We start from the raw sequence: 22,991 nt of genomic DNA on the forward strand, positions 1-22,991 counted from the left end.
GCTGCTTGCTGCGCGCGCCATGCTAGAATCGATGACGATACGCAATCAGCAGCAGGGGAACGCAGATGTCAGGCAGCAGCATGGGACGATTGTTTACGGTGACTTCCTTCGGCGAGAGCCACGGGCCGGGCATAGGCTGCGTGGTGGACGGCTGCCCGCCGGGGCTGGCCTTGACCGAGGCGGACATCCAGGCGGAGCTCGACCGCCGCAAGCCCGGCACCAGCCGCCACGTGACCCAGCGCCGCGAGCCGGACACCGTCGAAATCCTGTCCGGCGTCTACGAGGGCAAGACCACCGGCACGCCGATCGCGCTGCTGATCCGCAACACGGACCAGCGCAGCAAGGACTACGGCAATATCGCCGAGACCTTCCGCCCCGGCCACGCCGATTACTGCTACTGGCATAAATACGGCACCCGCGATCCGCGCGGCGGCGGCCGCTCGTCGGCGCGCGAGACCGCGGTGCGGGTCGCGGCCGGCGCCATCGCCAAGAAATGGCTGAGCGAAAAATACGGCATCGTCATTCGCGGCCACATGACCCAGATCGGCGAAGTGCAGATGCCGTTCAAGGGTTGGGAGCATGTGGGCGGCAATCCCTTCTTCAGCGCCGATCCGGACATCGTGCCGCGGCTGGAGGAATATATGGATTCCATCCGCAAGAGCCTGGATTCCATCGGCGCGCGGCTGCGCGTGGTGGCCGACAATGTGCCGGTGGGCTGGGGCGAGCCGGTGTTCGACCGCCTGGACGCCGACATCGCCTACGCCATGATGAGCATCAACGCGGTCAAGGGCGTGGAGATCGGCGCGGGCTTCGGCTGCGTGACGCAGAAGGGCAGCGAGCACGGCGACGAGCTGACGCCGCAAGGCTTCGCCAGCAACCACGCCGGCGGCGTGCTGGGCGGCATCTCCACCGGCCAGCAGATCGACGTTTCCATCGCCATCAAACCCACGTCGTCCATCGCCCAGCCGCGGCGCTCGATCAACAAGCAGGGCGAGGCCGTGGTCATGGAAACCCATGGCCGCCACGATCCCTGCGTCGGCATCCGCGCCACGCCGATCGCCGAAGCGATGCTGGCCTTGGTGCTGATCGACCATGCCTTGCGCCACCGCGCGCAATGCGGCGACGTGCGGGTGGAAACGCCGAGAATTGCGGGTCATATCGGCTAAAATGCACATATACCGGCCGGGCAGGCTCTAGGCCAGTTCAACCCTGGGATGACACCATGCTGAAAAATCTGATAGATGGATTGGCCGGACGTCTGAAGAAGAACGCGCATGAGGAAGAGGCCCCGCACCAGGACGCGAGGCCGGAGCCGCCCGATACCATCATTCTGCCGCCGGAGGAGGGCGAGCCGGCCGATCTGCCCGCCACGCTGGGCTTCGTGTCGCACCAGCCGGTGATGGACCGCCAGCAGCGCGTCGTCGCCTATGATTTCTTCGTGCGCCAGGGCAAGCGCAACATCGAGGCCGGCAAGCAGCAGGAGTTCGACCGGCTGTTGCTGGCCACGCTGCACAATATGGACATCTTCCGGCTGCTGGCCTACCGCCGCGCCTTCGTCCACATCGCGATGACCTCGCTCGACGATCCGCAACTGCGCGGCATGCCGGCGGGCAGCGTGATCTTCGTGCTGGAGCCGCTGCCGGGCATGGAGGTGGCGGAACATATGCTGCGCCAGCTGGACGAGCTGCAGAAGCTCGGGCTGCGCTTCGCGCTGGAACCCGCCGCCTACGACCAGAACATGCTGAGCCCAGCATTGCAGGCCGATTTGTTCAGCCGGGTAGACTTCATGGTGCTGGATTTCGCCGGCCCGTCCACCCGGGTGCTGGCGCCTATTCTGGATCAACTCCCCAAGCGCTATCCCGGCGCCCGATGGCTGGCGCGCAACGTCGGCACGGCAGAGGACATGGATGTCTGCCTGCGCGCGCCGGGCAACAACCGCTTCGCCTTGTTCCACGGCCCCTTCGTCACCACCGCCCATGCGCTGGAGGGCGGCAAGGTGGACACCAACCAGACCCGGGTGCTGCAGATCATGCGTCTGCTGCGCACCAGCGCCGATCCCAAGGATGTGGAAGCCCAGTTCAAGCTCGACTCGGTGCTGCTGTTCAAGCTGCTGCGCTTCATCAATTCGCCGATACACGGCTTGTCGCGCAAGGTGCAGACGATAGAGGAGACCCTGCTGCTGCTGGGGCGGGAGACCTTGTTCAAATGGCTGTCCATGCTGCTGTTCACTTCGCGCAAGGAGGACGGCACCGCCGTCGCGCTGCTGGAGAAGTCGTTGATCCGCGCCCGCTTCATGGAGAAGCTGGGCGGCTATCGCGGCAACAAGCTGGAGGCTGAGCACCTGTTCCTGACCGGGATGTTCTCGCTGCTGGACGTGCTGCTCAACCAACCCTTTCCGGATGTGCTGGACCCGCTGGAGCTGCCGCTGACGGTGAGGGAGGCGGTGGTGGAGGGCAAGGGCATCTTCTCGCCGCACCTGTCGCTGGCGATGGCGTGCGAGCAGGGCGACAACGCGCAGATCGAGGCGCTGGCCAGGGTGCTGGATTTCGACCTGGACTTGGCCAACCAGTATTACCTGGATTCGGTGGTGTGGGCGCAGGTGGTGCTGCGCGACAGCGAGGTGCACAACAACGTCGAGGCGGTTTAGCGCCGCCGGCAGCCCCTCGGGAGCCGGCGGCGTCGGGCGCCCCCGCGCGCTCAGAACAGCATCAGCACGTCGTGCTCCGCCTGCTGGGAGAGGTCGCCCCATATTTCCTTGATTTCCAGCAGCTTGGGCAGCGCGGCGTCGAACACTTCGACCAGCCTGGGCTCGAAATGGACGCCGCTGCCCTGCCGCAGCGTGGCCAGCGCCTTTTCCATCGGCCAGGCGTCTTTGTAAGGGCGGCGCATCGTCAGCGCGTCGAACACGTCGGCCAGCGAAATGATGCGCGCCGATTCGGGAATGGCTTCTCCGGCCAGCCCGTCGGGATAGCCGCTGCCGTCCCATTTCTCATGGTGGCGCAACGCGATTTCCGCCGCCAGCCTGAATACCGGCGCCTCGCTGCGGATCAGGATGTCGTGGCCGATCCGGGTATGGGTTTTCATGATTTCCCATTCTTCCGGCGTCAACGGGCCCGGCTTGCGCAGGATGGCGTCCGGTATGCCCAGCTTGCCGGTGTCGTGCATGGGCGCGGCCAGTTCCAGCAGATGGCAGGACGGCGCGTCCCAGCCGCTGGTCGAGGCCAGCATGGCCGAATAGGCGGCCATCCGCCAGATGTGGACCCCGGTGTCGGTATCGTTGAAGTGGCCGGCCTGGCCCAACATGTAGATCGCGTCGCGGTGGCTTTTCTCCAGCTGGGTGGCTTGAACCAGCGAGAGATGGGTGCGGACCCGCGCCTGCACGATGGATGGGGAGACGGGTTTGACCAGATAGTCCACCGCGCCGGCGTCGAAACCGGCCGCCTCGTTGCCGATTTCCGCCAGCGAGGTGACGAAGATCACCGGGGTGGCGGAAGATTGCGGATCTTTCTTGAGGCGGCGGCACACCTCGTAGCCGTCCATGTCCGGCATCTGGATGTCCAGCAGCACCAGCGAGGGGCGGTGCTTGGCGGCGGCGGCCAGCGCTTCGGCGCCGTTGCGGGCGAAAACCAGCGGATATTGCGGCGCCAGCACCTGGCGCATCGCCGCCAGATTCTGCGGTTCGTCGTCGACAACGAGCAAGGGGGGAGAGGGCTGCATGTGTCACCGTTCCTGGGAAAGGCCCAGCGTTTCCGCCAGGGCTTGCGTGGCGGCTTCGCCGCCGCGGAAATCGAAGTTCTCCGCGGCGTCGCGCAGCGGCGCCACCTGCTTGTCCGGCAGCAGGGCTGCCAACTGGTCCAGCACCGGCTCCACCGCGGCGGGATCGTCGCGGTTGAAGGCCTGCAGCGCTTGGAGAAGCAACGGCCTCAACCGCTCGGCGTCGATGGCGGGGGCGCTTGCGGCCTCGCCGGCCTGCGTCGCCGGCGCGTAGCGCGAAATGGAGTCCAGCGCCCGCGCCAGCGCGATGCGCAAAGCGTCCAGCGCCGGGCCGGGCTCGCTGCCGGCCTGCAGCCGGCTTTCCACGTCGGCGGCGCGCGCCGACACCTCGTCCAGCGCCAGATTGCCCGCGGCCCCTTTCAGTTTGTGGGCCAGCGCCTGCGCGACCACCTTGCCGGCCAGCCGCATGGTGGACGGGCTGTCGCCGTAATCGCGCGCGAACTTGCGCAGGTATTGCCGGTACACGTCGGCGTCGCGCCAGATCTGCAGCCCGCGCGAGATCGCCAGGCCGGGCAGGTCCGATTGCATCGGCGTCTGGCTGGCAGCGCCCGCGTCCGCCGGCGGAGTGGCTTGACGGCCGGCCAGCCGGCGCAGCTGGCCGATGGCGATCTCGACATCGAACGGTTTGGCGATGTAGTCGCTCATGCCGGCCTCGCGCGCGGCGTCTTGTTGCGCCTGGAAGGCGCCGGCGGTCAGCGCCACCACCGGAATATGGGTCAGGGCCGGGGTGGCGCGGATTTGCCGCGTGGCCTCGTAACCGTCCATTACCGGCATTTGCACGTCCATCAGCACAATGTCCACCTCGCCGCTGTGCTGCAGCAGCCAGTCCAACGCCTGCCGTCCGTCATTGGCCAGCGAGACCGCGGCGCCCTCGTCCTCGAAGATGCGCTGCGCCACTTCGCGATTGATGTCGCTGTCGTCCACCACCAGCAGCCGCAAGCCATGCAGCCGGCCGGCATGCTGCGCCGGCGCCGCGATTTTCGGCTCGGCCTGTTGCGGCCGCAGCGCGCGGGCGACGGCGTTGTAAAGCCCTGACGGCGTCACCGGCTTGTTCAGCACCTCGGTCACCGTGTCGGCGGCGGGGTCGGCCAGCAGGATCTCGCGGGAGTAGGCGGTGGCCATCAGGATGATGGGCATGTGTTTGCCGCGGCAGGCCTGGCGGATCGCCTGCGCCGCCTCCAGGCCGTCCATGCCCGGCATTTTCCAGTCCAGGATCACCACGTCGACCGCCTCGTTCCCGTCAAGCGCGGCGATCACCTGATCCACCGCCATGCGGCCGGAGTCGACGGCGAGCGTTTTCCAGCCGAGTTCGTTGGCGGTGACGCCAAGCGTCTCGCGCGCGATGGGATTGTCGTCGGCGATCAGCACGTTGAGATGGGCCATTTCCGGAGAGGACAGCCTGACGCCCTGCTCGCGGGGCAGGCGCAGCGTGAACCAGAAGGTGCTGCCGCGGCCGGGATCGCTGTCCAGGCCGATCTCGCCGCCCATCAGCGCCACCAGCCGCTGGCTGATGGCCAGCCCCAGGCCGGTGCCGCCGAAGCGGCGGGTGGTGGAGGCGTCGGCCTGGGTGAAGGGCCGGAATAGTTCGCGCTGCTTGGCCTGGGGGATGCCGATGCCGGTGTCTTCCACCGCGAAGCGCAGCCGGACTTGCTTCGGCCGGATTTCCAGCGGCTGGATGCTGACCTTGACGTGGCCCTGCTCGGTGAACTTGATCGCGTTGCTGGTCAGGTTGATCAGCACTTGCTCCAGCCTGAGCGCGTCGCCGCGCAGGTAGTCGATGTCCGCTGGCGGCGGCGCGATGATCAGTTCGACGTCGCGGTTGCCGACGCTGGCGCTCATGATGGTGGACAGGTTGTCCAGCACGTCGGCGAGGCGGAACGGCGCCCGCTCGATCTCCAGATTGCCGGCCTCGATCTTGGAGAAGTCGAGAATGTCGTTGATGATGGCCTGCAGCGAGCGGCCGGCGATGCGGATCTTGTGCACCAGATCCAGCGCCTCGGCCGGCAGGCCGTGCTTCTCCAGCAGGTAGGCGAGACCAAGCACGGCATTCATCGGCGTGCGGATCTCGTGGCTCATATTGGACAGGAAGTTGGCCTTGGCTCGGCTGCCGGCCTCGGCGGTTTCCTTGGCCTCGCGCAGCGTGGTCTCGATATTGTGCTGGATGGTGATGTCGCGGTTGATGCCGGTGACCCGGCGCGGCTGGCCGTCGTCGTCCAGCTCCACCAGCGCGCCGGCCTGGATGTGCCGGATCTGTCCATCCGGCAGCACGATGCGGAACGCCGGGGCGCATGCGCCGTGGCCGGCGATAGCCTCCCGCAGCTGGTATTCGACGGCATCGACGTCGTCGGGGTGGAGTCGGCTGCGCCAATGCAGGTAAGTCAGGCCGCCATGCCGCAACTCGGGCGGGAAGCAGTACATGTCGAACATCCGCGGATTCAGTTCCAGCGAATCGTCGGCCAGCCACCAGGTCCAGATGCCGAGTTCGGCGACTTCCACCGCCTTGCCCAACTGGTCGCGTGCGCTCATCAGTTCGCGTTGGTACTGCTGCTGGGCGGAGATGTCCGCCGCCATGGCGAGAAAACCCTGCAGCTCGCCATCGTCGTCGCGCAGCTCCGTCATCGCGATCGACACCGGTATGCGGCGGCCGTCGCTGGCGGTAACGGTCCATTCCTGCTGGCTGGACCGGCCGCCGCGGGAGCCGGATACCAGCGCTTCGAAAGCGTTTGCGGGCAGGGCGTGGCTTTGCTCGGCCTGCCGCCGGGAATGCCGTTCCAGCTCCGATGCGTCCAGCCAGTCGATGAGGTGGCGGCGCCCGACGACTTCGCTGGCGCTTTCGGCCAGCAGCGCCTCCGCGGCCGGATTGAACAGCGTGACCAGGCCGGACTGGTCGGTGGCGACGATGGCGTAACTGGCGTCATTGAAGATGGCACGCTGCAATGCGGCGTAACGGCGGATTTCCTGCGTCCGCTGCTGCACCTCGGTTTCCAGCGAGGCGTTCATCTCGCGGATCTGCATGTGCAAGCGGTTGCGCTGGCGCTGGTACGCCCAGGCGAGCGCCGCCACCAGCAGGCCGCCAAGCCACATCGCCAGCAAGGTGTCGCGGCGCGCGGTGGCCACGGCGTCGGCGATGATGGATTCGGGCAGCGCCTCGGTGATGACCAGGTAGCGGCCATCGCGTTTTTGCGGCATCAGCGGCAACTGGCGGCTCACCGCGTAGATTTCCCCTTCGGGCGATCGCAGGCGCTGCAGCCCGCTGTGGCCGTCGGGCGCGGGGAGAGGCTGGAACTCATCCTGCCATCGCCAGCGCTTGCCGAGATCCTTGCCAAAAGTCTTGTTCGGGTCCGGGTGGTCGAGAAAATCGCCATTCTGGTCGGTGATGTAGACGCGGACGTTCCTCTCGCCGCTGCCCACCCGCAGATAAGACATCAGGTGGCGGGCGTCGATATTGAGGGACAGCACGGCGAATAGCTTGCCGCCGGCGTTGTAGATCGGGGTGGCCAGCCTCAGCACCGGCAGCGGCGGCTCTTTTTCGTTACGGCTGCGGTCTTTGCTGAGACGGATGTCCGACAAGTAGATTTCGCCTGCGGGCAGACGGATGGCTTGCTTGAAGTAATCGGAATCGTTCTTGTGCTGCATTTCCGATGCCGGCAGGCTGACCGGTCCGTCGCGGCGGTTGAGCACGTGGACCAGCTCGCGGGCATTGTCAGCCAGGCCGATCAGTCTCAGTTGCAGCGCTTCCGGGGCGCTGGCGGCATAGGCCTGGAAGATCGCGGCCAGGCGTCTTCGCCACAGCTCGCCGGAGCTTCGCTCTTCGGCGTCGAAGTCGTTGTTCACGCTGGCGCGGGCCAGGCCGGGCACGGGCGGCGTATTGGCCAGAAAGCGCACGCTTTGGCTGTAGCGCTCCAGGCTCTGGCTCAGTATTTCCAGCCTAAGCTGGACGAGCGAGGCCAGCCGGTTGTGCATCGAGGACAGCGCATGCTCGCGCTCATGCTCGCCGGCGATCCAGGTGACCGCCGCAGCCAGCAGACCCCACAACAGCAGGCCGAGCAACGCGATCCGCCTGTCGAAGCCGAACAGTCTTTTTGACTGTGATTCTGTCATCACGGACTCCATTTCCGGCCCGCCCTCGAGGCGCGGACCGTCTCATCCATTCAAGTTAGTTCATCGCATTGCCTTTTGGCATAAGCGATGGCTCGAATTGAATGGCGTTTGGCCTTCAATCAAGACAAATGGATGGCGGCTAGTAGAAGTACGGATGCGGCTTCAGCCCGTCCTTCAAGGATTCACGACATAGGGTTTGTCTTTGGGCTGCATGTCTCATACGTCATTCCAGCATGGCTTGCGGGCTGGAAGGCGCAGGCCGTTTCCTTCGCCGAGAAGTCCCGGGCGAGGGGCGGGCCGCGTCTGGGCGCGCCTGGTTTCGCTTGGCAAATGAAATGCAAAGCATGCAGCCATGCAATTTTACTTTTCATGACGGTGGATACCCCATGCCGCCTGAGCGAAGGTCGGGGAGGAAGAGCGGAGCCCGCTGTCCAGTCTTCGATGACGAAGGCGGATTCCGTTTGTTTTTCAATGGGTCCGGCGGATTTTTCCCGGTGTGGACTGCCGGTTCGATTGCGAATAGAAGGCCATTCAGGGTGAGACGTTCATCAGCACGTTTGGATCAAATTTAAGGTTCGCCATTATATTTTTTTTCGCAATGCCAAGATTTTTATGGTGTTTTTTAATATTAGATTGTTTGCATGTTGATTTGCCAGGTGTTATAGTATTTGCGAAGTTCTCTGGCGCGCCATGCGCCACTCAATCTTCGGGCTTGTCCCGTTCCCGCGTTTCACGCACCTCGTATCCGGCCAGGCCGGATGTCTTGAAAATCTACTGGCAGCTCTCTGGTTGTCGCGATCATTACAGCGGATCGCCGACGGTTTTGTCGTCGCTATCCGCCAAGGAGGACGCAGATGCACAAAAGAGCGTTTGGCAAGCGCAGCATGATCTGGCTGACCCTGGCCGCCCTGGCGGCGGCGGGACTGTATTACGGCCTTGGCCCGGCCGTGTGGGCGGAATACCGCGAAGACCTGGTCTATCTGGGCGGGCGGCATCTTTATCTGGTCGGCGCGTCGATGGCGCTGGCGCTGGCGGTGGGCTTGCCCAGCGGCATCCTGCTGAGCCGGCCGCGCTTGCGGCGCAGCGCCGAGTCCTGGATGCAGATCTTCAATATCGGCAACACCCTGCCGCCGATGGCGGTGCTGGCGCTGGCCATGGTGGTGGTGGGCATCGGCGACGCGCCGGCCATCGCCGCCTTGTTCCTGGCATCCCTGCTGCCGATTGTGCGCAATGTCTACGCCGGTCTGGCCGGCTTGCCGCCCGCTTTGCTGGAGGCGGCCGACGCGCTTGGCATGACGCCGCGGCAGCGGTTGTGGCGCGTAGAGCTGCCCAATGCCTTGCCGGTGATTCTCTCCGGCGTGCGGATCGCGCTGGCGCTGAACGTCGGCACCGCGCCGCTGGCCTTCCTGATCGGGGCCAGCAGCTACGGCGAGCTGATCTTCCCCGGCATCTATCTCAACAACCACACGGCTTTGCTGCTGGGCGCCGGCGGCACCGCGCTGATGGCGTTGGCGCTGGACCAGTCGGTGGCGCTGGTCGGACGCCTGGCCGCCGCGCGCGGCGTGGCCTGAGCTGACTTGCAGGAGGGATTACCTATGAAAATGATCGCGTGTTTTCGACGCTGGCTGGCTTCCGTCTGCCTGGCGGGAGCGGCGCTGGCGCTGCTGCCGGCGGCGGCCGCTGCCGCCGGCCTGACGCTGGGCAGCAAGAATTTCACCGAGCAGCACTTGCTGTCCGAGTTGACCGCGCAGTACCTGAGCGGCAAGGGCTACGAGGTGGCGCAAAAAACCGACCTCGCCTCGGTGATCCTGCGCAAGGCGCAGGAAAGCGGGCAGATCGACCTGGCTTGGGACTACACCGGCACCGGGCTCATCGTCCATCACGGCATTCAGAAAAAAATGGGCAACGAGGAGGCCTACGCCATGGTCAAGCGGCTGGACGAGCCCATGGGTCTGGTCTGGCTGAACCCTGCCGCGCTCAACAACACCTACGCGCTGGCGATGAAGCGCGAGCGCGCCGAGGCCGAGGGCGTGCGCACGCTGTCCGATCTAGCGCGCGCAGTGAATCGCAACAACGGCGGCGACAAGCGCTGGCAGCTGGGCTTCGACATGGAGTTCGCCGGCCGTCCGGACGGCCTCAAGCCGTTGCAGCAGCTGTACGGCATGGCGTTGAGCCGGCCGCAGATCCGGCAGATGGATTCCGGGCTGGTGTACAACGCCATCCGCGACGGCTTTGTCGACGCCGGCCTGGCCTACACCACCGACGGCAGGATCAAGGGCTTCGAATTGCTGGTGTTGGAGGATGACCTGAATTTCTTCCCGGCCTATGCGGCGACGCCGGTCGTGCGCAAGGAGGTTCTGGACCGCAATCCCGGCCTGGCCGACGAGCTGAACCGCCTGTCCGCCTTGCTGGACAACGATGCGGTATCGACGATGAACGCCGAGGTGGATATCCGGCACCGCCCGGTCAAGGAGGTGGCGGCCGAGTTCCTGCGCAGCCGCGGCCTGGCGAAGGAGGGCGCGTGATGGAAACCCTGCTGGAAACCGGCCGCTACGTGCTGGCCAATCTGTCTTATATCGGCGTCTTGGCCGGGCAGCATCTGACGCTGGTCGCCGTCGCCGTCAGTCTCGCCGTGCTGCTGGGCGTGCCGCTGGGCGTCGCCATCGTGCGCTTTCCCGCCGCCGCCAATGTGGTGCTGAGCCTGGCCACCGTGTTGCTGACCATTCCCGCCATCGCGCTGTTCGGCCTGATGATCCCGCTGTTTTCGCTGATCGGCCACGGCATCGGCGCGGTGCCGGCCATCTCCGCCGCTTTTCTTTACTCGCTGCTGCCCATCGTGCGCAACGCCCACGCGGCGTTGACGCAGCTGGAGCCCGGCGTGCGCGAGGCCGGCCGCGGCATCGGCCTGACTTTCTGGCAACGTTTGCGCTGGGTGGAGCTGCCGCTGGCGGTGCCGGTGATCTTCGGCGGCATCCGCACCGCGGTGGTGCTGAATATCGGCGTGATGGCGATCGCCGCCATCGTCGGGGCCGGCGGCCTGGGCACGCTGATCCTGCACGGCATCAGCCAGAGCGACATCCGCAAGCTGATCGCCGGCGCCCTCGCCGTAAGCCTGCTCGCCGTGGCCATGGACTGGCTGCTGCTGCGCGCCCAGCGCGCGCTGACACCGAAAGGAATCCGATGATAGAACTGCAAAATCTCTGCAAGCAATTCACCCAAAAGAACGGCCAGGCGTTCAAGGCCGTGGACAATGTCAGCCTGAAGGTGGCCGAGGGGGAGATTTGCGTGCTGCTCGGCCCGTCCGGCTGCGGCAAGACCACCACCATGAAGATGATCAACCGCCTGATCGAGCCCACATCGGGCAAGGTGCTGATAGGCGGCGAGGACACCGCCGGCATCGACACCGTGACGCTGCGCCGGCACATCGGCTACGTGATCCAGCAGATCGGCCTGTTTCCCAATATGACCATCGAGGAAAACATCACCGTGGTGCCGCGCATGCTGGGCTGGGACAAGAAGCGCTGCCGCGAGCGCGCCCGCGAGCTGATGCATATGGTGGCGCTGGATCCGGACCGTTTCCTGCAGCGTTACCCGCGCGAGATGTCCGGCGGCCAGCAGCAGCGCATCGGCGTGATCCGCGCGCTGGCGGCCGACGCGCCTGTATTGCTGATGGACGAGCCGTTCGGCGCGGTGGACCCGATCAACCGCGAGCAGATCCAGAACGAATTCCTGCAGATGCAGCGCCAGCTGGGCAAGACGGTGATGCTGGTCAGCCACGACATCGACGAGGCGATCAAGCTGGGCGACCGCATCGCGGTGTTCCGCCAGGGGCGGATGGTGCAGTGCGCCGGATCGGACGAGGTGCTGGCGCGCCCGGCCGACGATTTCGTCGCCAGCTTCGTCGGCCACGACCGCACGCTGAAGCGGCTGCTGCTGGTGAAGGCCGGCGAGGTGGCCGAGCAGCGCGAGACGCTGACCGCCCGGCTGGATACCCCGCTGTCCGCCGCCTACGGCATGATGGACGATGCCGATCTGCTGCATCTGACCGTGGTGGACGGCTCCGGCGAGCCGCTGGGCTTCGTCAAGCGCCGCGACGCCAAGTCCGGCGGCGATGGCCGCTGCCGCGACAAGATCAATAGGATCGAAGTGACGGCCGGCGTCGGCGAGAACCTGCGCATCGTGCTGTCGCGGCTGTACGAGCACAACCTCACCTGGATGCCGGTGGTGGACGAGGCCGGCCGCTACTGCGGCGAGGTGTCGCAAGACTACATCGCCGATTACCTGCATTCGGGACGCACCCGCAGGCGGGAGTCTGCGCCGGCCTGAGGTTGACCTGCTTCGGGTGAAACATAAAGAGAGGCCTGGCCTCTCTTTTTTGTTGTCTGCCGGCGCTTGGGCGCAGTTTGGCGAGACAGGGCGTGAGGTAGGTAGTTTGCCGTACATCGTGCCCGGGCGGGCCTGAATATAGTTAAAACGCCAGCGGAAACGTTGGCGTTTTCGCGTGGATGCCTGTTTCGGTGCTGTTGTCCGGCGGGCTTTCCGAGTGAGCGCGCAGGTCTTGGAGCGTCAGGGAGGATAAGCAGATGAGCGACCCCATTCGTCACGTTGTCGTGTTGATGCTGGAAAATCGGTCTTTCGACCATTTGCTGGGCGATCTGGATCAGAAACTGCCGAGGCTGGAAGGAGTGAAGAATGCGCAGTCGTATGCGTTGCGGCATCCCAGCCTGATTCCTGGCGATGCGGAGCCGGTGCCTTTCCGGGGCAATGCCTTGCGAAGCCTAGATGCCCGGACATTGGGTGAGAAGACAAGCTTCGATCCGCATCATGAATTTGTCGATGTGAAAGCCCAGTTGGGCGGGAGCCTCGGCCAGCCGGTGATGAACGGCTTTGTCGCCAACGCTTACCAGGCATATAAGGACAAATTCAATCCCAAGACGTTGCGACAGAGCATCAGCCAGAGCATGGCGTATTTTCCGGTGAACACGGGCAGCCAGGGCGCGATACCCGCGTTGCAGGGACTGGCGCAGGAATACGTGGTGTGCGACCACTGGTTTTCGTCAATCCCCGGCCCGACCTGGCCCAATCGCTTCTTCGCGCTGGCTGGCACCACCAAGGGCAATCTGCGCATGCCGGAGGGCGTCGAAACCATAGGCACCTTGTTCCGCGATTACGACATGCCCACCATTTTCAACCGCCTGCACGATGCCGGGAAGCGACCGCGCGTTTATTACCATGATGTCTCTTTGTCCTTGCTGCTGCGGCAGACCTGGAAAATACCGTCATTGCGCCGCCGTTTTTCCAGTTTCGCCGAGGATGTGGCGCAAGCGAAGCCGGACGATTTTCCCGAGTTCGTCTTCATTGAGCCGCGCTTTTTCCAGATTCCCTTGCTGGATAAGCCCAACGACCAGCATCCTCCGCACGACATCGGGTTGGGCGATCGCCTGATTGCGGATGTTTACGCCGCGCTCAGCGGCAATCGGGCTTTATGGGACCAGACCTTGCTGGTGGTGCTGTACGACGAGCATGGAGGCTTCTTCGATCACGTAGAGCCGCCGGAGACAGTGGCGCCAGATGACTTCGTCGCGCCGAAGGGGCCGGACGGCGATCTCGGCTTCGACTTCAAAAGATTGGGGGTGAGGGTGCCGGCGGTGCTGGCGTCGCCTTGGCTGAGGCCCGGCGTGGACGCCACGGTCTACGACCATAGCAGCCTGCTGGCTTATGTCTGTAATAAGTGGCAGCTGCCGGCGCTGGGCGCGAGGTGTCGGGCGGAGATGGATAAGCAGCCGTTTGCCGAACTGTTCCAGTCTCATCCGCGGGAGGCGCCGCAGCTGTCGACCCGCGCCATTGGCGACGAGTTGGTGCTGAGCGCGGCAAGCGAGGCGCTGGCCGAACCGAACGGCAATCAGCTCGCATTGGAGCATTTGGTGAATTTTCTGGCGGCTTATCTGCAGATTGGGGATGCCGCGTCGGAGGCGCAAGCCTTGTTGCTGGATGAGCCGGGCCGCAGGCAGCACTTGCTGGGGCTGGTGGATGGAATCGAGGCGAAGCTGAGCGAGCAGGCCCAGTCTGGCGGCTTGCAAGCAGGGGCCTAGCGGTAAACTTGATGGCGAGGCGCCGGGAATCGCCGCTTCGATGCCGAAGCCAGGTGACAAGCAACAAAAAAGCCCTTGATCGATCAAGGGCTTAGTTGCGTTCTACTGGCGGAGAGGGAGGGATTCGAACCCTCGGTACGCTCGCACGTACGCCTGATTTCGAGTCAGGTACATTCGACCACTCTGCCACCTCTCCGGTGTCAGTCGAGGAGCGCATTATGTCCGTGCGCGCCCGCACTGTCAATAGTTTCTTGCAGCTTTCCGCCCATGAAAAACGCCACCGCGAAGGGTGGCGTTGGCGCGGGGCGAAAGCGGGCTCAGTGGCGCTTCAGCTCGCCTTCCCACTTGGCGACCACGGCGGTGGCGATGGAGTTGCCCACCACGTTGGTGGCGGAGCGGCCCATGTCCAGGAAGTGGTCGATGCCCAAGAGCAGCAGCAGGCCGGCTTCCGGGATGTTGAACTGCGCCAGGGTGGCGGCGATCACCACCAGCGACGCGCGCGGCACGCCGGCCATGCCCTTGGAGGTCAGCATCAGGATCAGCAGCATCGAGATTTCCTGGGCCAGCGTCAGATCGATGCCGTAAGCCTGGGCGATGAAGATCACCGCGAAGGTGCAGTACATCATCGAGCCGTCCAGGTTGAACGAATAGCCCATCGGCAGCACGAAGCTGGCGATCTTGTTGGACACGCCGAAGCGTTCCAGCTGTTCCAGGGTCTTCGGGTAGGCGGCTTCGGAGCTGGCGGTGGTGAACGACAGCAGCAGCGGCTCCTTGATCATGCCCATCAGGTGCAACAGGCGCGGGCCGACGATCAGCACGCCGACGGCGATCAGCAGCGCCCACAGAATGCCGATGGACAGGTAGAACTGGGCCATGAACTTGCCGTAGGTGCCGAGGATGGACAGGCCTTCCTTGGCCACCGTGGCGGCGATGGCGCCGAACACCGCCAGCGGGGCGAAGTTCATCACGTAGCTGGTGACCTTCAGCATCACGTGGGCGACGACGTCGATCACGTCGATCAGCGCCTTGGAGCGCTCGCCCAGCGCGGCCATCGCGCTGCCGAAGAACACCGAGAAGATCACGATCTGCAGGATTTCGTTGTTGGCCATCGCCTCGAACACGCTTTTGGGAATGGCGTGGGTGACGAAGTCCTTCAGCGAAATGGCGCCGGCCTTGATGCCGGAGTCGGCGTGCATGTCAGGCAGCGGCAGGTTCAGCGCCACGCCCGGCTTCAGGATGTTGACCATGATCAGGCCCAGGGTCAGCGACGCCAGCGAGGCGCCGATGAACCAGCCCATGGTCTTGCCGCCGATGCGGCCCACCGATTTGGCGTCGCCCATCTTGGCGATGCCGACCACCAGCGTGGAGATCACCAGCGGGGCGATGATCATCTTGATCAACCGCAGGAAGATGTCGGTGAGGATGGACATGCCGTCGACGAAGGATTTGATCGCGGCGGCGTCATCGCCTGCATGTTGGCGGAAGAGATAGCCTACGAGGATGCCCAGCAGCATTCCGATCAGAATCAAGGCCGTGAGTTTTTTCGACTTCATTCAGTTGTTCCTGCCTGTTCTTGAGACGTTTTCAAACGAGCGTCGCATTTTCATGACATGACATGCGGCTTTATGGTGGGAGTCATGTGTGCGTGCCGTGTATCCGGCATGTTTCGCCATGTAGCGGCCGGGCTACTTTGTTGTTTTTAGCCCGTTTTCAGGGACTTGTACCTGTTGTTGTCCGACAGGAGCAGCCGGCTGAAGGTTAGCGATTATAGAGTGTTAGTACGAGGTTGTCTTGACGGGATTTCGACAATTGCAGTTCGAATTCGAATATTTTGCAATGAAGTTAAAGACTTAAGCATTTCATGATGCGCTGAAGAATCGATAGGCATGAAAAAGCCCGCGGCGGTCATGCCGCGCGTGTAGCGCGGCGACAACGCGGCGGGCGGGGATCAGTGGTGGATGTCGAGCGTGACGTCGCCGCGCTCTTCCGCGACGGTTTCCAGAATTTCCAGCACGGTGGCGTACATGTCGGCGCCCATCCCGCGGCGGGCTTCCTCGGTGTCGCGCCAAAGCAACTCGAACGGGCCTTGGACATCGTTGGCCAGGCTGTCGTACAGCGCGTCCAGATTGCGGCCGAAATGGGCGGGCAGCGACAGCTGGCGCTCCAGCTGGTCGTACAGCTGATCCAGATTGCGGATATGGCGCAATTCGCACACTTTTACTGGCATGGCGGGACCTCGATGAAGCTGTTGTAGTGATCCACGGTGACGAAGCGCTGGCCCTGGCGGCTGAACAACAGGCGCTTGGCGCCGCGCTTGCCGCCTTTATAGCTCAAATCCGCCTCCTGCCATTGGCCCGCCGGCAGAAGTTTTTCGTAGTTGCCGAAGCGGTCTCCGCCCATGGACTTGCCTTGCAGGCCGGCCACGCTCCACAGGTCGCGGCCCGGCTGCCAGCCGGCGGCCTGGGCCTGGCGCTTGGTGACGAACTTGCCTGGCAGCCGGCCGTCGCGGCCCAGGCTTTGCAGCACGTCGCCGAGTTCGGCTGCATCCAGCTGGCGCGAGGCCTGCTGGTTGACCTTGGCGGCGACGTCGCGACAGGACGGCGCGGCCAGCGCGGGGAGGCTCAGCGCCGACAGCAGCAGTAACAGCAATCTTGTTTTCATGATGAAACCCGGAAGCAAAGGGTGCCGCTCCATTCTAGCCGGGCGGCGGAGGCGGGAGAAGCGTTCAATCCAGCGGCTGCGATTCCACCGGATAGGGATGGCCGATCAGCTGCGGCAGCCGCAGCGCCATCTCGCCGGCGTCGGCCGAGGTGGTGATGAAGCGGTAGTAGCGGTCGCCCTGGCTGTCGCAGCCGTGCTGGCGCAGCAGGTCGTCCACGCGGCGGGCGATGGCCTCGGCCGGGTCGTAGAGCTGGACGCCGTCACCGGTGACCTCGCGGATCAGCGGCTCGAGAAACGGGTAGTGGGTGCAGCCCAGCGCGATGTGGTCGATGTTCTCGCCCATCAGCGGCTCCACCACGCGGCGCACCAGCGCGCGGGTGCGCTCGCTGGACAGCTCGCCCGCTTCCACTTGTTCCACCCAGCCGTGGCCGGCGCGGCGCAGCACGTCGACGTCGCCGGCGTGATCGTCCAGCAGCGTTTTGACGCGCGCGCTGGCCAGCGTGTATTCGGTGGCCAGCACCGCGATGCGGCCGGTGCGGCTCATTGCGGCGGCGGGCTTGATCGCCGGCTCGATGCCGACGATGGGTAGCGACAGCTCGGCGCGCAGCGCGGCGATGGCGGCGGTGGTGGCGGTGTTGCAGGCCACCACCAGGATGGTGGCGCCCTGGCTGACCAGGTAATGCCCCACCTTCAGCGCCCGCTCGATGATTTCTTCGCGGCTGCGCGGGCCGTACGGACAATAGGCTTGGTCGGCCAGATAGGTGATCGGCCAGTCGGGCAGGGCGGCGCGCACCGCGCGCCACACCGACAGCCCGCCCAGGCCGGAGTCATACATTGCGATCATGCTGCGGCTCAGTTGTTCTGGATCACGATCTTGGGGAACTTGCCGGAGAAATCCTGGGCCTTTTCGCCCACCTTCACCGCGACGCGGCGGGCGATGGCGCGGTACAGTTCGGCCGGCTTGCCGGACGGATCGGCCGCCACGCTGGGCTTGCCTTCGTCCACCGCCAGGCGGATCGCCAGATCCAGCGGCAGCGAGCCCAGCAGCTCCACGCCGAAGTCCTGCGCCATTTTGGCGGCGCCGCCTTCGCCGAAGATGTGCTCGGCGTGGCCGCAGTTGGAGCAGACATGGATCGCCATGTTCTCCACCAGGCCCAGAATCGGCACGCCCACCTTCTGGAACATGGTGACGCCCTTGCGCGCGTCCAGCAGGGCGATGTCCTGCGGGGTGGTGACGATCAGCGCGCCGGTGACCGGCACCTTTTGCGACAGCGTCAGCTGCACGTCGCCGGTGCCCGGCGGCATGTCGATCACCAGGTAGTCCAGATCGTCCCAGCGGGTGTCGTTCAGCAACTGTTGCAGCGCCTGGCTCACCATCGGGCCGCGCCACACCATCGCCTGGTCGGCGTCCACCAGGTAGCCGATGGACATGGTCTGCACGCCGTGGTTGGACAGCGGCGTCAGCTTGCCCTCGGCCGATTCCGGACGCTGGCCCTGCAAACCCATCATCAGCGGCTGCGACGGGCCGTAGATGTCCGCGTCCAGCAGGCCGACGCGCGCGCCTTCGTCCGCCAGCGCCAGCGCCAGGTTGGCCGCGGTGGTGGACTTGCCGACGCCGCCCTTGCCGGAGGCGACGGCGATCACGTTCTTCACGCCGGGCAGCAGCGGCACGCCGCGCTGGGCGGAGTGGCTGGCGATCTGGCTGCTCACCGCCACCTTGACGGCGCGGCCTTCCGACAATGGCGCCAGCGCCGCCTCGAATTGTTGGCGGACGGCGTCGAACTGGCTCTTGGCCGGGTAGGCCAGCACCACGTCCAGGCTGATCTCGGCGTCGCCGCACTTGAGGTTCTTGACGTTCTTGGCCGCGACGTAGCCCTTGCCGGTATTGGCGTCGATCAGCGGTTTCAGGGTTTCGAGGATCTGGTTTTCGAGCTGTGCCATGGTTTCGTTCAGGGTGGCCCGGTCGGCTTGGCCGCCGAACAGGCGGGTGAGTTTGGAGAACATGCGAGGTTCCGGATGGATATTTCCGACAATTTTAATCGGATTTTGTCTCGGGCGCATCGCGCTCCGCGATGTCGGCATCTTACTCCTGCGGGCCCCGTCGGTCAGAGAATTTATTGTGTATCAGGGCTTGGTTTATAAGTTTTTTTTGATAAAAATCTTTGAAAAGCGTAGTATTACCGGTTCTTTACGCAATGCGCGACGCTTGCGTTCCAAGGCTCGGCCCCGTCAGGCCGCGGGCCCTGCTCTTTGATCGAAAGGCTTTCTCCGCTTTATGCAGTCCAAACACGCCAAGCTTACCTGGGCCAATCTGCTGTTCCCGCTGGCCCTGGTCCTGTTCGAATTCGCCGTCTATATCTGCAACGACATGGTGCAGCCCGCCATGCTGGCGGTGACCCGCGAGTTTCTGGTCGACGCCTCCTGGGCGCCGACCTCGATGACCGCCTTCCTGATCGGCGGCGCGCTGCTGCCGTGGCTGACCGGCCCGCTGTCCGACCGCATAGGCCGCCGTCCGGTGCTGCTGTTCGGCGTCGCTTACTTCACCATCGCCTGCCTGGCCACCTACCTGGTCAGCTCGATCGAAGCCTTCATCGCGCTGCGCCTGCTGCAGGGCGTCGGCTTGTGCTTCATCAACGCGGTGGGCTACGCCTCGCTGCAGGAGTCGTTCGAGGAAACCGCCGCGGTGCGCGTGACCGCGTTGATGGCCAATGTCGCGCTGATCGCGCCGCTGGTCGGCCCGCTGGCGGGCGCGGCGCTGCTGGAGCTGGCGCCGTGGCGCAGCGGCTTCCTGTTCATCGCCGGCCTGTCCTTCCTGGCGCTGATCGGCCTGTACCTGCGGATGCCGGAAACTGTCGAGCCCAGCCATGAGAAGCTCCCGCTGTCCAGCATGGGCCGCGACTACCTGAAGGTGTTCGGCCACAGCCGCTTCGTGCTAGCCGCGCTGTGCATCCCGTTGCTGGCGCTGCCGCTGATGGGCTGGATCGCGCTGTCGCCGGTGCTGCTGGTGCGCGACCTGCACATGAGCACCGTCGAGTACGGCCTGATGCAGCTCCCGGTGTTCGGCGGCCTGATCGCCGGCAACCTGGCGCTGGCCGCGATCGCCGACCGCTGGCCGCTGGGCCGCTCCGCGCTGGTGGGCATGTGGCCCATCGTCGGCGGCCTGGCCGTGATGGTGGGCGGCGTGCTGTTCTCGTCGGCGCCGCAGTACTGGATGGTGGCGGGCATGAGCCTGATGGCGTTCGGCGAAGGCCTGGCTTTCGGCGTGCTGTACCGCTTCGCGCTGATGTCCTGCGACCTGGCCGGCCGCGGCACCATCTCCGCCAGCATGAGCATGATCTCGATGGCCGGCTACGCGGTGGGCATCGAGCTGTTCCGCCAGGTGTACCAGGCCAGCGGGCTTGTCGGTTTCGCGGTGCTGGCGTTGTGCTTCTCGCTGGCTTACGTGCTGCTGGGCCGCAAGATGGTGGGCATCGCGATGGCCGCGCCCGCGCAAGGGCGCCTGGTGCCAGACGCTGATTCGTCGTTTGCTCGCGGCGGGCTTCCGGCTTGTTTGGCGCAATATGGGGGCCGCGATGGCCGCCCGTCCGTTCTGTCTCTATAATCGATCGCTTGAGATTGCCTGACTGGGAAATGATCCGAATGACCAAACGCAAGATTCTGGTGACCAGCGCGCTGCCTTACGCCAACGCGGGGCTGCACCTGGGCCACATGCTGGAACAGATCCAGACCGATATCTGGGTGCGCTTCCAGAAGATGCGCGGACACGAATGCTATTACGTGTGCGCCGACGACACCCACGGCGCGCCCATCATGCTGGCCGCCGAGAAGCGCGGCATCACTCCCGAGCAGCTGGTGAACGAGGTGCGCGAGCTGCACATCGCCGACTCGCAGGGTTTCCTGATCGGCCACGACAACTACTACAGCACCAACAGCCCGGAGAACAAGGCGCTGGCGGAGCAGGTCTATCTGGCGCTGAAGGCCGACGACAAGATCGCCTGCCGCACCATCGAGCAGCTGTTCGACCCGGAAAAGCAGATGTTTTTGCCGGATCGCTTCGTCAAGGGCGAGTGCCCGAAGTGTTCCGCCAAGGACCAGTACGGCGACAACTGCGAAGTCTGCGGCGCCACCTACGCGCCGACCGAGCTGAAGAATCCGTACTCGGCGGTGTCCGGCGCCAAGCCGGTATTGAAGACCTCCGAGCACTATTTCTTCCGCTTGGGCGAATGCGCTGACTTCCTGAAGGCCTGGACCAGCGGTTCCAGTAAGCGCGCCGACGGCGCGGTGCAGCCGCACTTGCAGCCGGAGTCGCTGAACAAGATGAACGAGTGGATCGGCGGCGGCCTGCAGGATTGGGACATCAGCCGCGATGCGCCTTACTTCGGTTTCGAGATTCCGGGCGCGCCGGGCAAGTACTTCTATGTGTGGCTGGATGCGCCGATCGGCTACATGGCCAGCTTCAAGAACCTGTGCGAGCGCCTGAACCTGAACTTCGACGAGTGGTTCGCCAAGGACAGCCAGACCGAGATGTACCACTTCATCGGCAAGGACATCCTGTATTTCCACGCGCTGTTCTGGCCGGCGATGCTGAACTACTCCGGTCTGCGCGCGCCGACCGGCGTGTTCGCCCACGGCTTCCTGACCGTGGACGGGCAGAAGATGTCGAAGTCGCGCGGCACCTTCATCCAGGCCAAGAGCTACCTGGACTGCGGCCTGAATCCGGAGTGGATGCGCTACTACATCGCCGCCAAGCTGAACGGCCGCATCGAGGACATCGACCTCAACCTGAACGACTTCGTGGCGCGGGTGAATTCCGACCTGGTCGGCAAGTTCGTCAACATCGCCAGCCGCTCCGCCGGCTTCATCGCCAAGCGGTTTGACGGCATGCTGGCCGCCCAGGTATCCGACGGCGATATCCTGGCCAAGCTGCAGGCCGCGGCCGAAGAACTGGCGGCCGCCTACGAGGCGCGCGAATACGCGAAGGCGCTGCGCGACGTCATGGCGCTGGCGGATGTCGTCAACGGCTATGTGGACGCCAACAAGCCGTGGGAGCTGGCCAAGCAAGAAGGACAGGACGCGCGCCTGCAGGAAGTCTGCACCGTGCTGGTTAACGCCTTCCGCCTGCTGGCCATCTACCTGAAGCCGGTGCTGCCCAAGCTGGCCGAAGGCGTGGAAGCCTTCCTGGACGTGGCGCCGCTGTCCTGGGGCGACGCGGAAACCCTGCTGCTGGGCAACAAGATCAATGCCTACCAGCACCTGATGCAGCGCATCGACCCGGCGCTGATCGACAAACTGATAGAAGCGAACAAACAGAATATGCAAGCAACCCAAGACGCGCCGGCCGCCGCCGCGCACGAGCCGCTGGCCGAAACCATCAAGATCGACGACTTCGCCAAGGTGGATCTGCGCGTCGGCAAGGTGCTGGAATGCAATTTCGTCGAAGGTTCGGACAAGTTGCTGCAGTTCAAGGTGGACCTGGGCTTCGAGACCCGCAACATCTTCTCCGGCATCCGCAAGGCTTATCAGGAGCCGGAAAAGCTGGTCGGCCGCCACGTGATCGTGGTCGCCAACCTGGCCGAGCGCAAAATGCGCTTCGGCGTGTCGCAGGGCATGATCGTCTGCGCATCCGGCGTGGACGACAGCGAAGGCCTGTTCCTGTTGGATGTGGACGCGGGTGTGAAGCCTGGCATGCGCGTAGGCTGATTTGCGCCTTCCGCCATTGACCTAGATCATGGCGGGTAAGTAGTATCACCAGGTATTTTGATGATGCTTGGTTATCCTGGCCCCGGTTGCCATATTGGTAACTGGGGTCTTGTTTTACCCGGTAGTAAAGCGGTGCGGGGGCGGGGAATGTTTTCTTGTCCGGCCGCCGTCGCGGACTTTTGCCATCGTCGCGAGGAGAGCGCTGACAAAAGTCCAGTTGTGGCGAACCATCGGCTAGCCATAGCATGGGGGATTGCGGATGCGGCGGATGCGCCGCGCGGATCCGCTCCAGCTAGCGCTGGCAGGTGATGGGCTTCGTCATGGGGCTGTCATCCGCGCCTGTTAGATTGCAGGCAGACAGCAGATTGAGCGCGCGCCTGGTTGGAACTTTTTCCGGCGGACGCTGACAAACAACGAATATGTGTATGTTTTTTATCGAAAAAAAGAATAAGGATTGAATTATGAAAATCTCGCAACTGAAGCCGGGCTACAAAGTTTTCGAACACAAGGAGTGCGGCGGCGTAGTCCACTATGAAGTGGTGAGCGTTCGCCAGGTCGGCAAGATGTTTGAAGTGACTTTCAAGTCTGCGTTGGGATTGGCCAGCGCGATGTATCCGGCAAACGGATTCATCCAGGCCGCGGCCTGAGTTTTCCCGATTTCCC

General features: G+C 64.4%; 17 protein-coding genes and 1 tRNA gene. 10 read left to right on the forward strand and 8 right to left on the reverse strand.

What is annotated here, in order from left to right; translation table 11 throughout:
* The first annotated feature begins 65 nt into the window (after positions 1-65).
* Together aroC and ACY3GB_RS19545 are read left to right on the forward strand one after the other, a co-directional pair.
* Positions 66-1,166: a chorismate synthase gene (gene aroC, locus ACY3GB_RS19540; RefSeq protein ID WP_463090197.1), complete on the forward strand. Its 1,101-nt coding sequence runs from the start codon at positions 66-68 to the stop codon at positions 1,164-1,166.
* 56 nt (positions 1,167-1,222) lie between these two features.
* On the forward strand, positions 1,223-2,647 hold the full coding sequence (locus tag ACY3GB_RS19545) for an EAL and HDOD domain-containing protein (RefSeq protein WP_463090198.1): 1,425 nt from the start codon (positions 1,223-1,225) through the stop codon (positions 2,645-2,647).
* Positions 2,648-2,697: 50 nt separating this feature from the next.
* Here the strand turns inward: ACY3GB_RS19545 and ACY3GB_RS19550 are convergent, their stop codons facing one another.
* Both ACY3GB_RS19550 and ACY3GB_RS19555 read right to left on the reverse strand, forming a co-directional pair.
* Positions 2,698-3,717 (reverse strand): HD domain-containing phosphohydrolase, encoded by a 1,020-nt coding sequence (locus tag ACY3GB_RS19550; protein ID WP_463090199.1) that lies wholly within the window; start codon positions 3,715-3,717, stop codon positions 2,698-2,700.
* Between the two features lie 3 nt (positions 3,718-3,720).
* The gene (locus tag ACY3GB_RS19555; protein WP_463090200.1) at positions 3,721-7,875 is read right to left on the reverse strand and encodes a response regulator; all 4,155 of its coding nucleotides are present in this window, start codon (positions 7,873-7,875) and stop codon (positions 3,721-3,723) included.
* 854 nt (positions 7,876-8,729) lie between these two features.
* Here ACY3GB_RS19555 and ACY3GB_RS19560 point away from each other — a divergent pair.
* The 5 genes from ACY3GB_RS19560 (at position 8,730) to ACY3GB_RS19580 (ending at position 13,967) form a co-directional block, all read left to right on the forward strand.
* Entirely contained in the window at positions 8,730-9,446 is a 717-nt protein-coding gene (locus tag ACY3GB_RS19560; RefSeq protein WP_463090201.1) for an ABC transporter permease, read from the forward strand.
* 24 nt (positions 9,447-9,470) lie between these two features.
* Positions 9,471-10,400, forward strand: coding sequence for a glycine betaine ABC transporter substrate-binding protein (locus tag ACY3GB_RS19565; protein WP_463090202.1), 930 nt, complete (start codon positions 9,471-9,473; stop codon positions 10,398-10,400).
* Positions 10,400-11,059, forward strand: a complete 660-nt coding sequence (locus tag ACY3GB_RS19570; protein ID WP_463090203.1) for an ABC transporter permease — start codon at positions 10,400-10,402, stop codon at positions 11,057-11,059. The genes ACY3GB_RS19565 and ACY3GB_RS19570 overlap by 1 nt, the downstream gene beginning before the upstream one ends.
* Entirely contained in the window at positions 11,056-12,201 is a 1,146-nt protein-coding gene (locus ACY3GB_RS19575) for an osmoprotectant ABC transporter ATP-binding protein OsmV (protein WP_463090204.1), read from the forward strand. Before ACY3GB_RS19570 ends, ACY3GB_RS19575 begins: the two co-directional genes overlap by 4 nt.
* Before the next feature lie 257 nt (positions 12,202-12,458).
* On the forward strand, positions 12,459-13,967 hold the full coding sequence (locus ACY3GB_RS19580) for an alkaline phosphatase family protein (RefSeq protein ID WP_463090205.1): 1,509 nt from the start codon (positions 12,459-12,461) through the stop codon (positions 13,965-13,967).
* 106 nt (positions 13,968-14,073) lie between these two features.
* Here the strand turns inward: ACY3GB_RS19580 and ACY3GB_RS19585 are convergent.
* From ACY3GB_RS19585 to apbC, 6 genes are all read right to left on the reverse strand, one after another.
* Positions 14,074-14,163, reverse strand: a tRNA-Ser gene (locus ACY3GB_RS19585).
* 121 nt (positions 14,164-14,284) lie between these two features.
* Positions 14,285-15,520, reverse strand: coding sequence for a dicarboxylate/amino acid:cation symporter (locus ACY3GB_RS19590; RefSeq protein WP_463090206.1), 1,236 nt, complete (start codon positions 15,518-15,520; stop codon positions 14,285-14,287).
* A gap of 395 nt (positions 15,521-15,915) precedes the next feature.
* A complete protein-coding gene (locus tag ACY3GB_RS19595) occupies positions 15,916-16,194 on the reverse strand; it encodes a barstar family protein (RefSeq protein WP_463090207.1) in 279 nt (92 codons plus the stop codon).
* Positions 16,185-16,628 carry a ribonuclease domain-containing protein gene (locus ACY3GB_RS19600; RefSeq protein WP_463090208.1) on the reverse strand — a complete coding sequence of 148 codons (444 nt, stop codon included), beginning with the start codon at positions 16,626-16,628 and terminating at the stop codon, positions 16,185-16,187. Before ACY3GB_RS19600 ends, ACY3GB_RS19595 begins: the two co-directional genes overlap by 10 nt.
* A 64-nt stretch (positions 16,629-16,692) precedes the next feature.
* Positions 16,693-17,472 carry a glutamate racemase gene (gene murI, locus ACY3GB_RS19605; protein ID WP_463090209.1) on the reverse strand — a complete coding sequence of 260 codons (780 nt, stop codon included), beginning with the start codon at positions 17,470-17,472 and terminating at the stop codon, positions 16,693-16,695.
* A gap of 8 nt (positions 17,473-17,480) precedes the next feature.
* A complete protein-coding gene (apbC, locus tag ACY3GB_RS19610) occupies positions 17,481-18,569 on the reverse strand; it encodes an iron-sulfur cluster carrier protein ApbC (RefSeq protein ID WP_463090960.1) in 1,089 nt (362 codons plus the stop codon).
* A gap of 334 nt (positions 18,570-18,903) precedes the next feature.
* Between apbC and ACY3GB_RS19615 the strand changes: the two genes are divergently transcribed.
* The 3 genes from ACY3GB_RS19615 to ACY3GB_RS19625 all read left to right on the forward strand — a co-directional run bounded on the left by ACY3GB_RS19615 (position 18,904) and on the right by ACY3GB_RS19625 (position 22,975).
* On the forward strand, positions 18,904-20,229 hold the full coding sequence (locus ACY3GB_RS19615) for an MFS transporter (RefSeq protein ID WP_463090210.1): 1,326 nt from the start codon (positions 18,904-18,906) through the stop codon (positions 20,227-20,229).
* Between the two features lie 29 nt (positions 20,230-20,258).
* Positions 20,259-22,328: a methionine--tRNA ligase gene (gene metG / locus ACY3GB_RS19620; RefSeq protein ID WP_463090211.1), complete on the forward strand. Its 2,070-nt coding sequence runs from the start codon at positions 20,259-20,261 to the stop codon at positions 22,326-22,328.
* Between the two features lie 461 nt (positions 22,329-22,789).
* Positions 22,790-22,975, forward strand: a complete 186-nt coding sequence (locus ACY3GB_RS19625; protein ID WP_463090212.1) for a hypothetical protein — start codon at positions 22,790-22,792, stop codon at positions 22,973-22,975.
* Positions 22,976-22,991: the final 16 nt, after the last annotated feature.

This window comes from Chromobacterium sp. Ag138 (assembly GCF_055181315.1).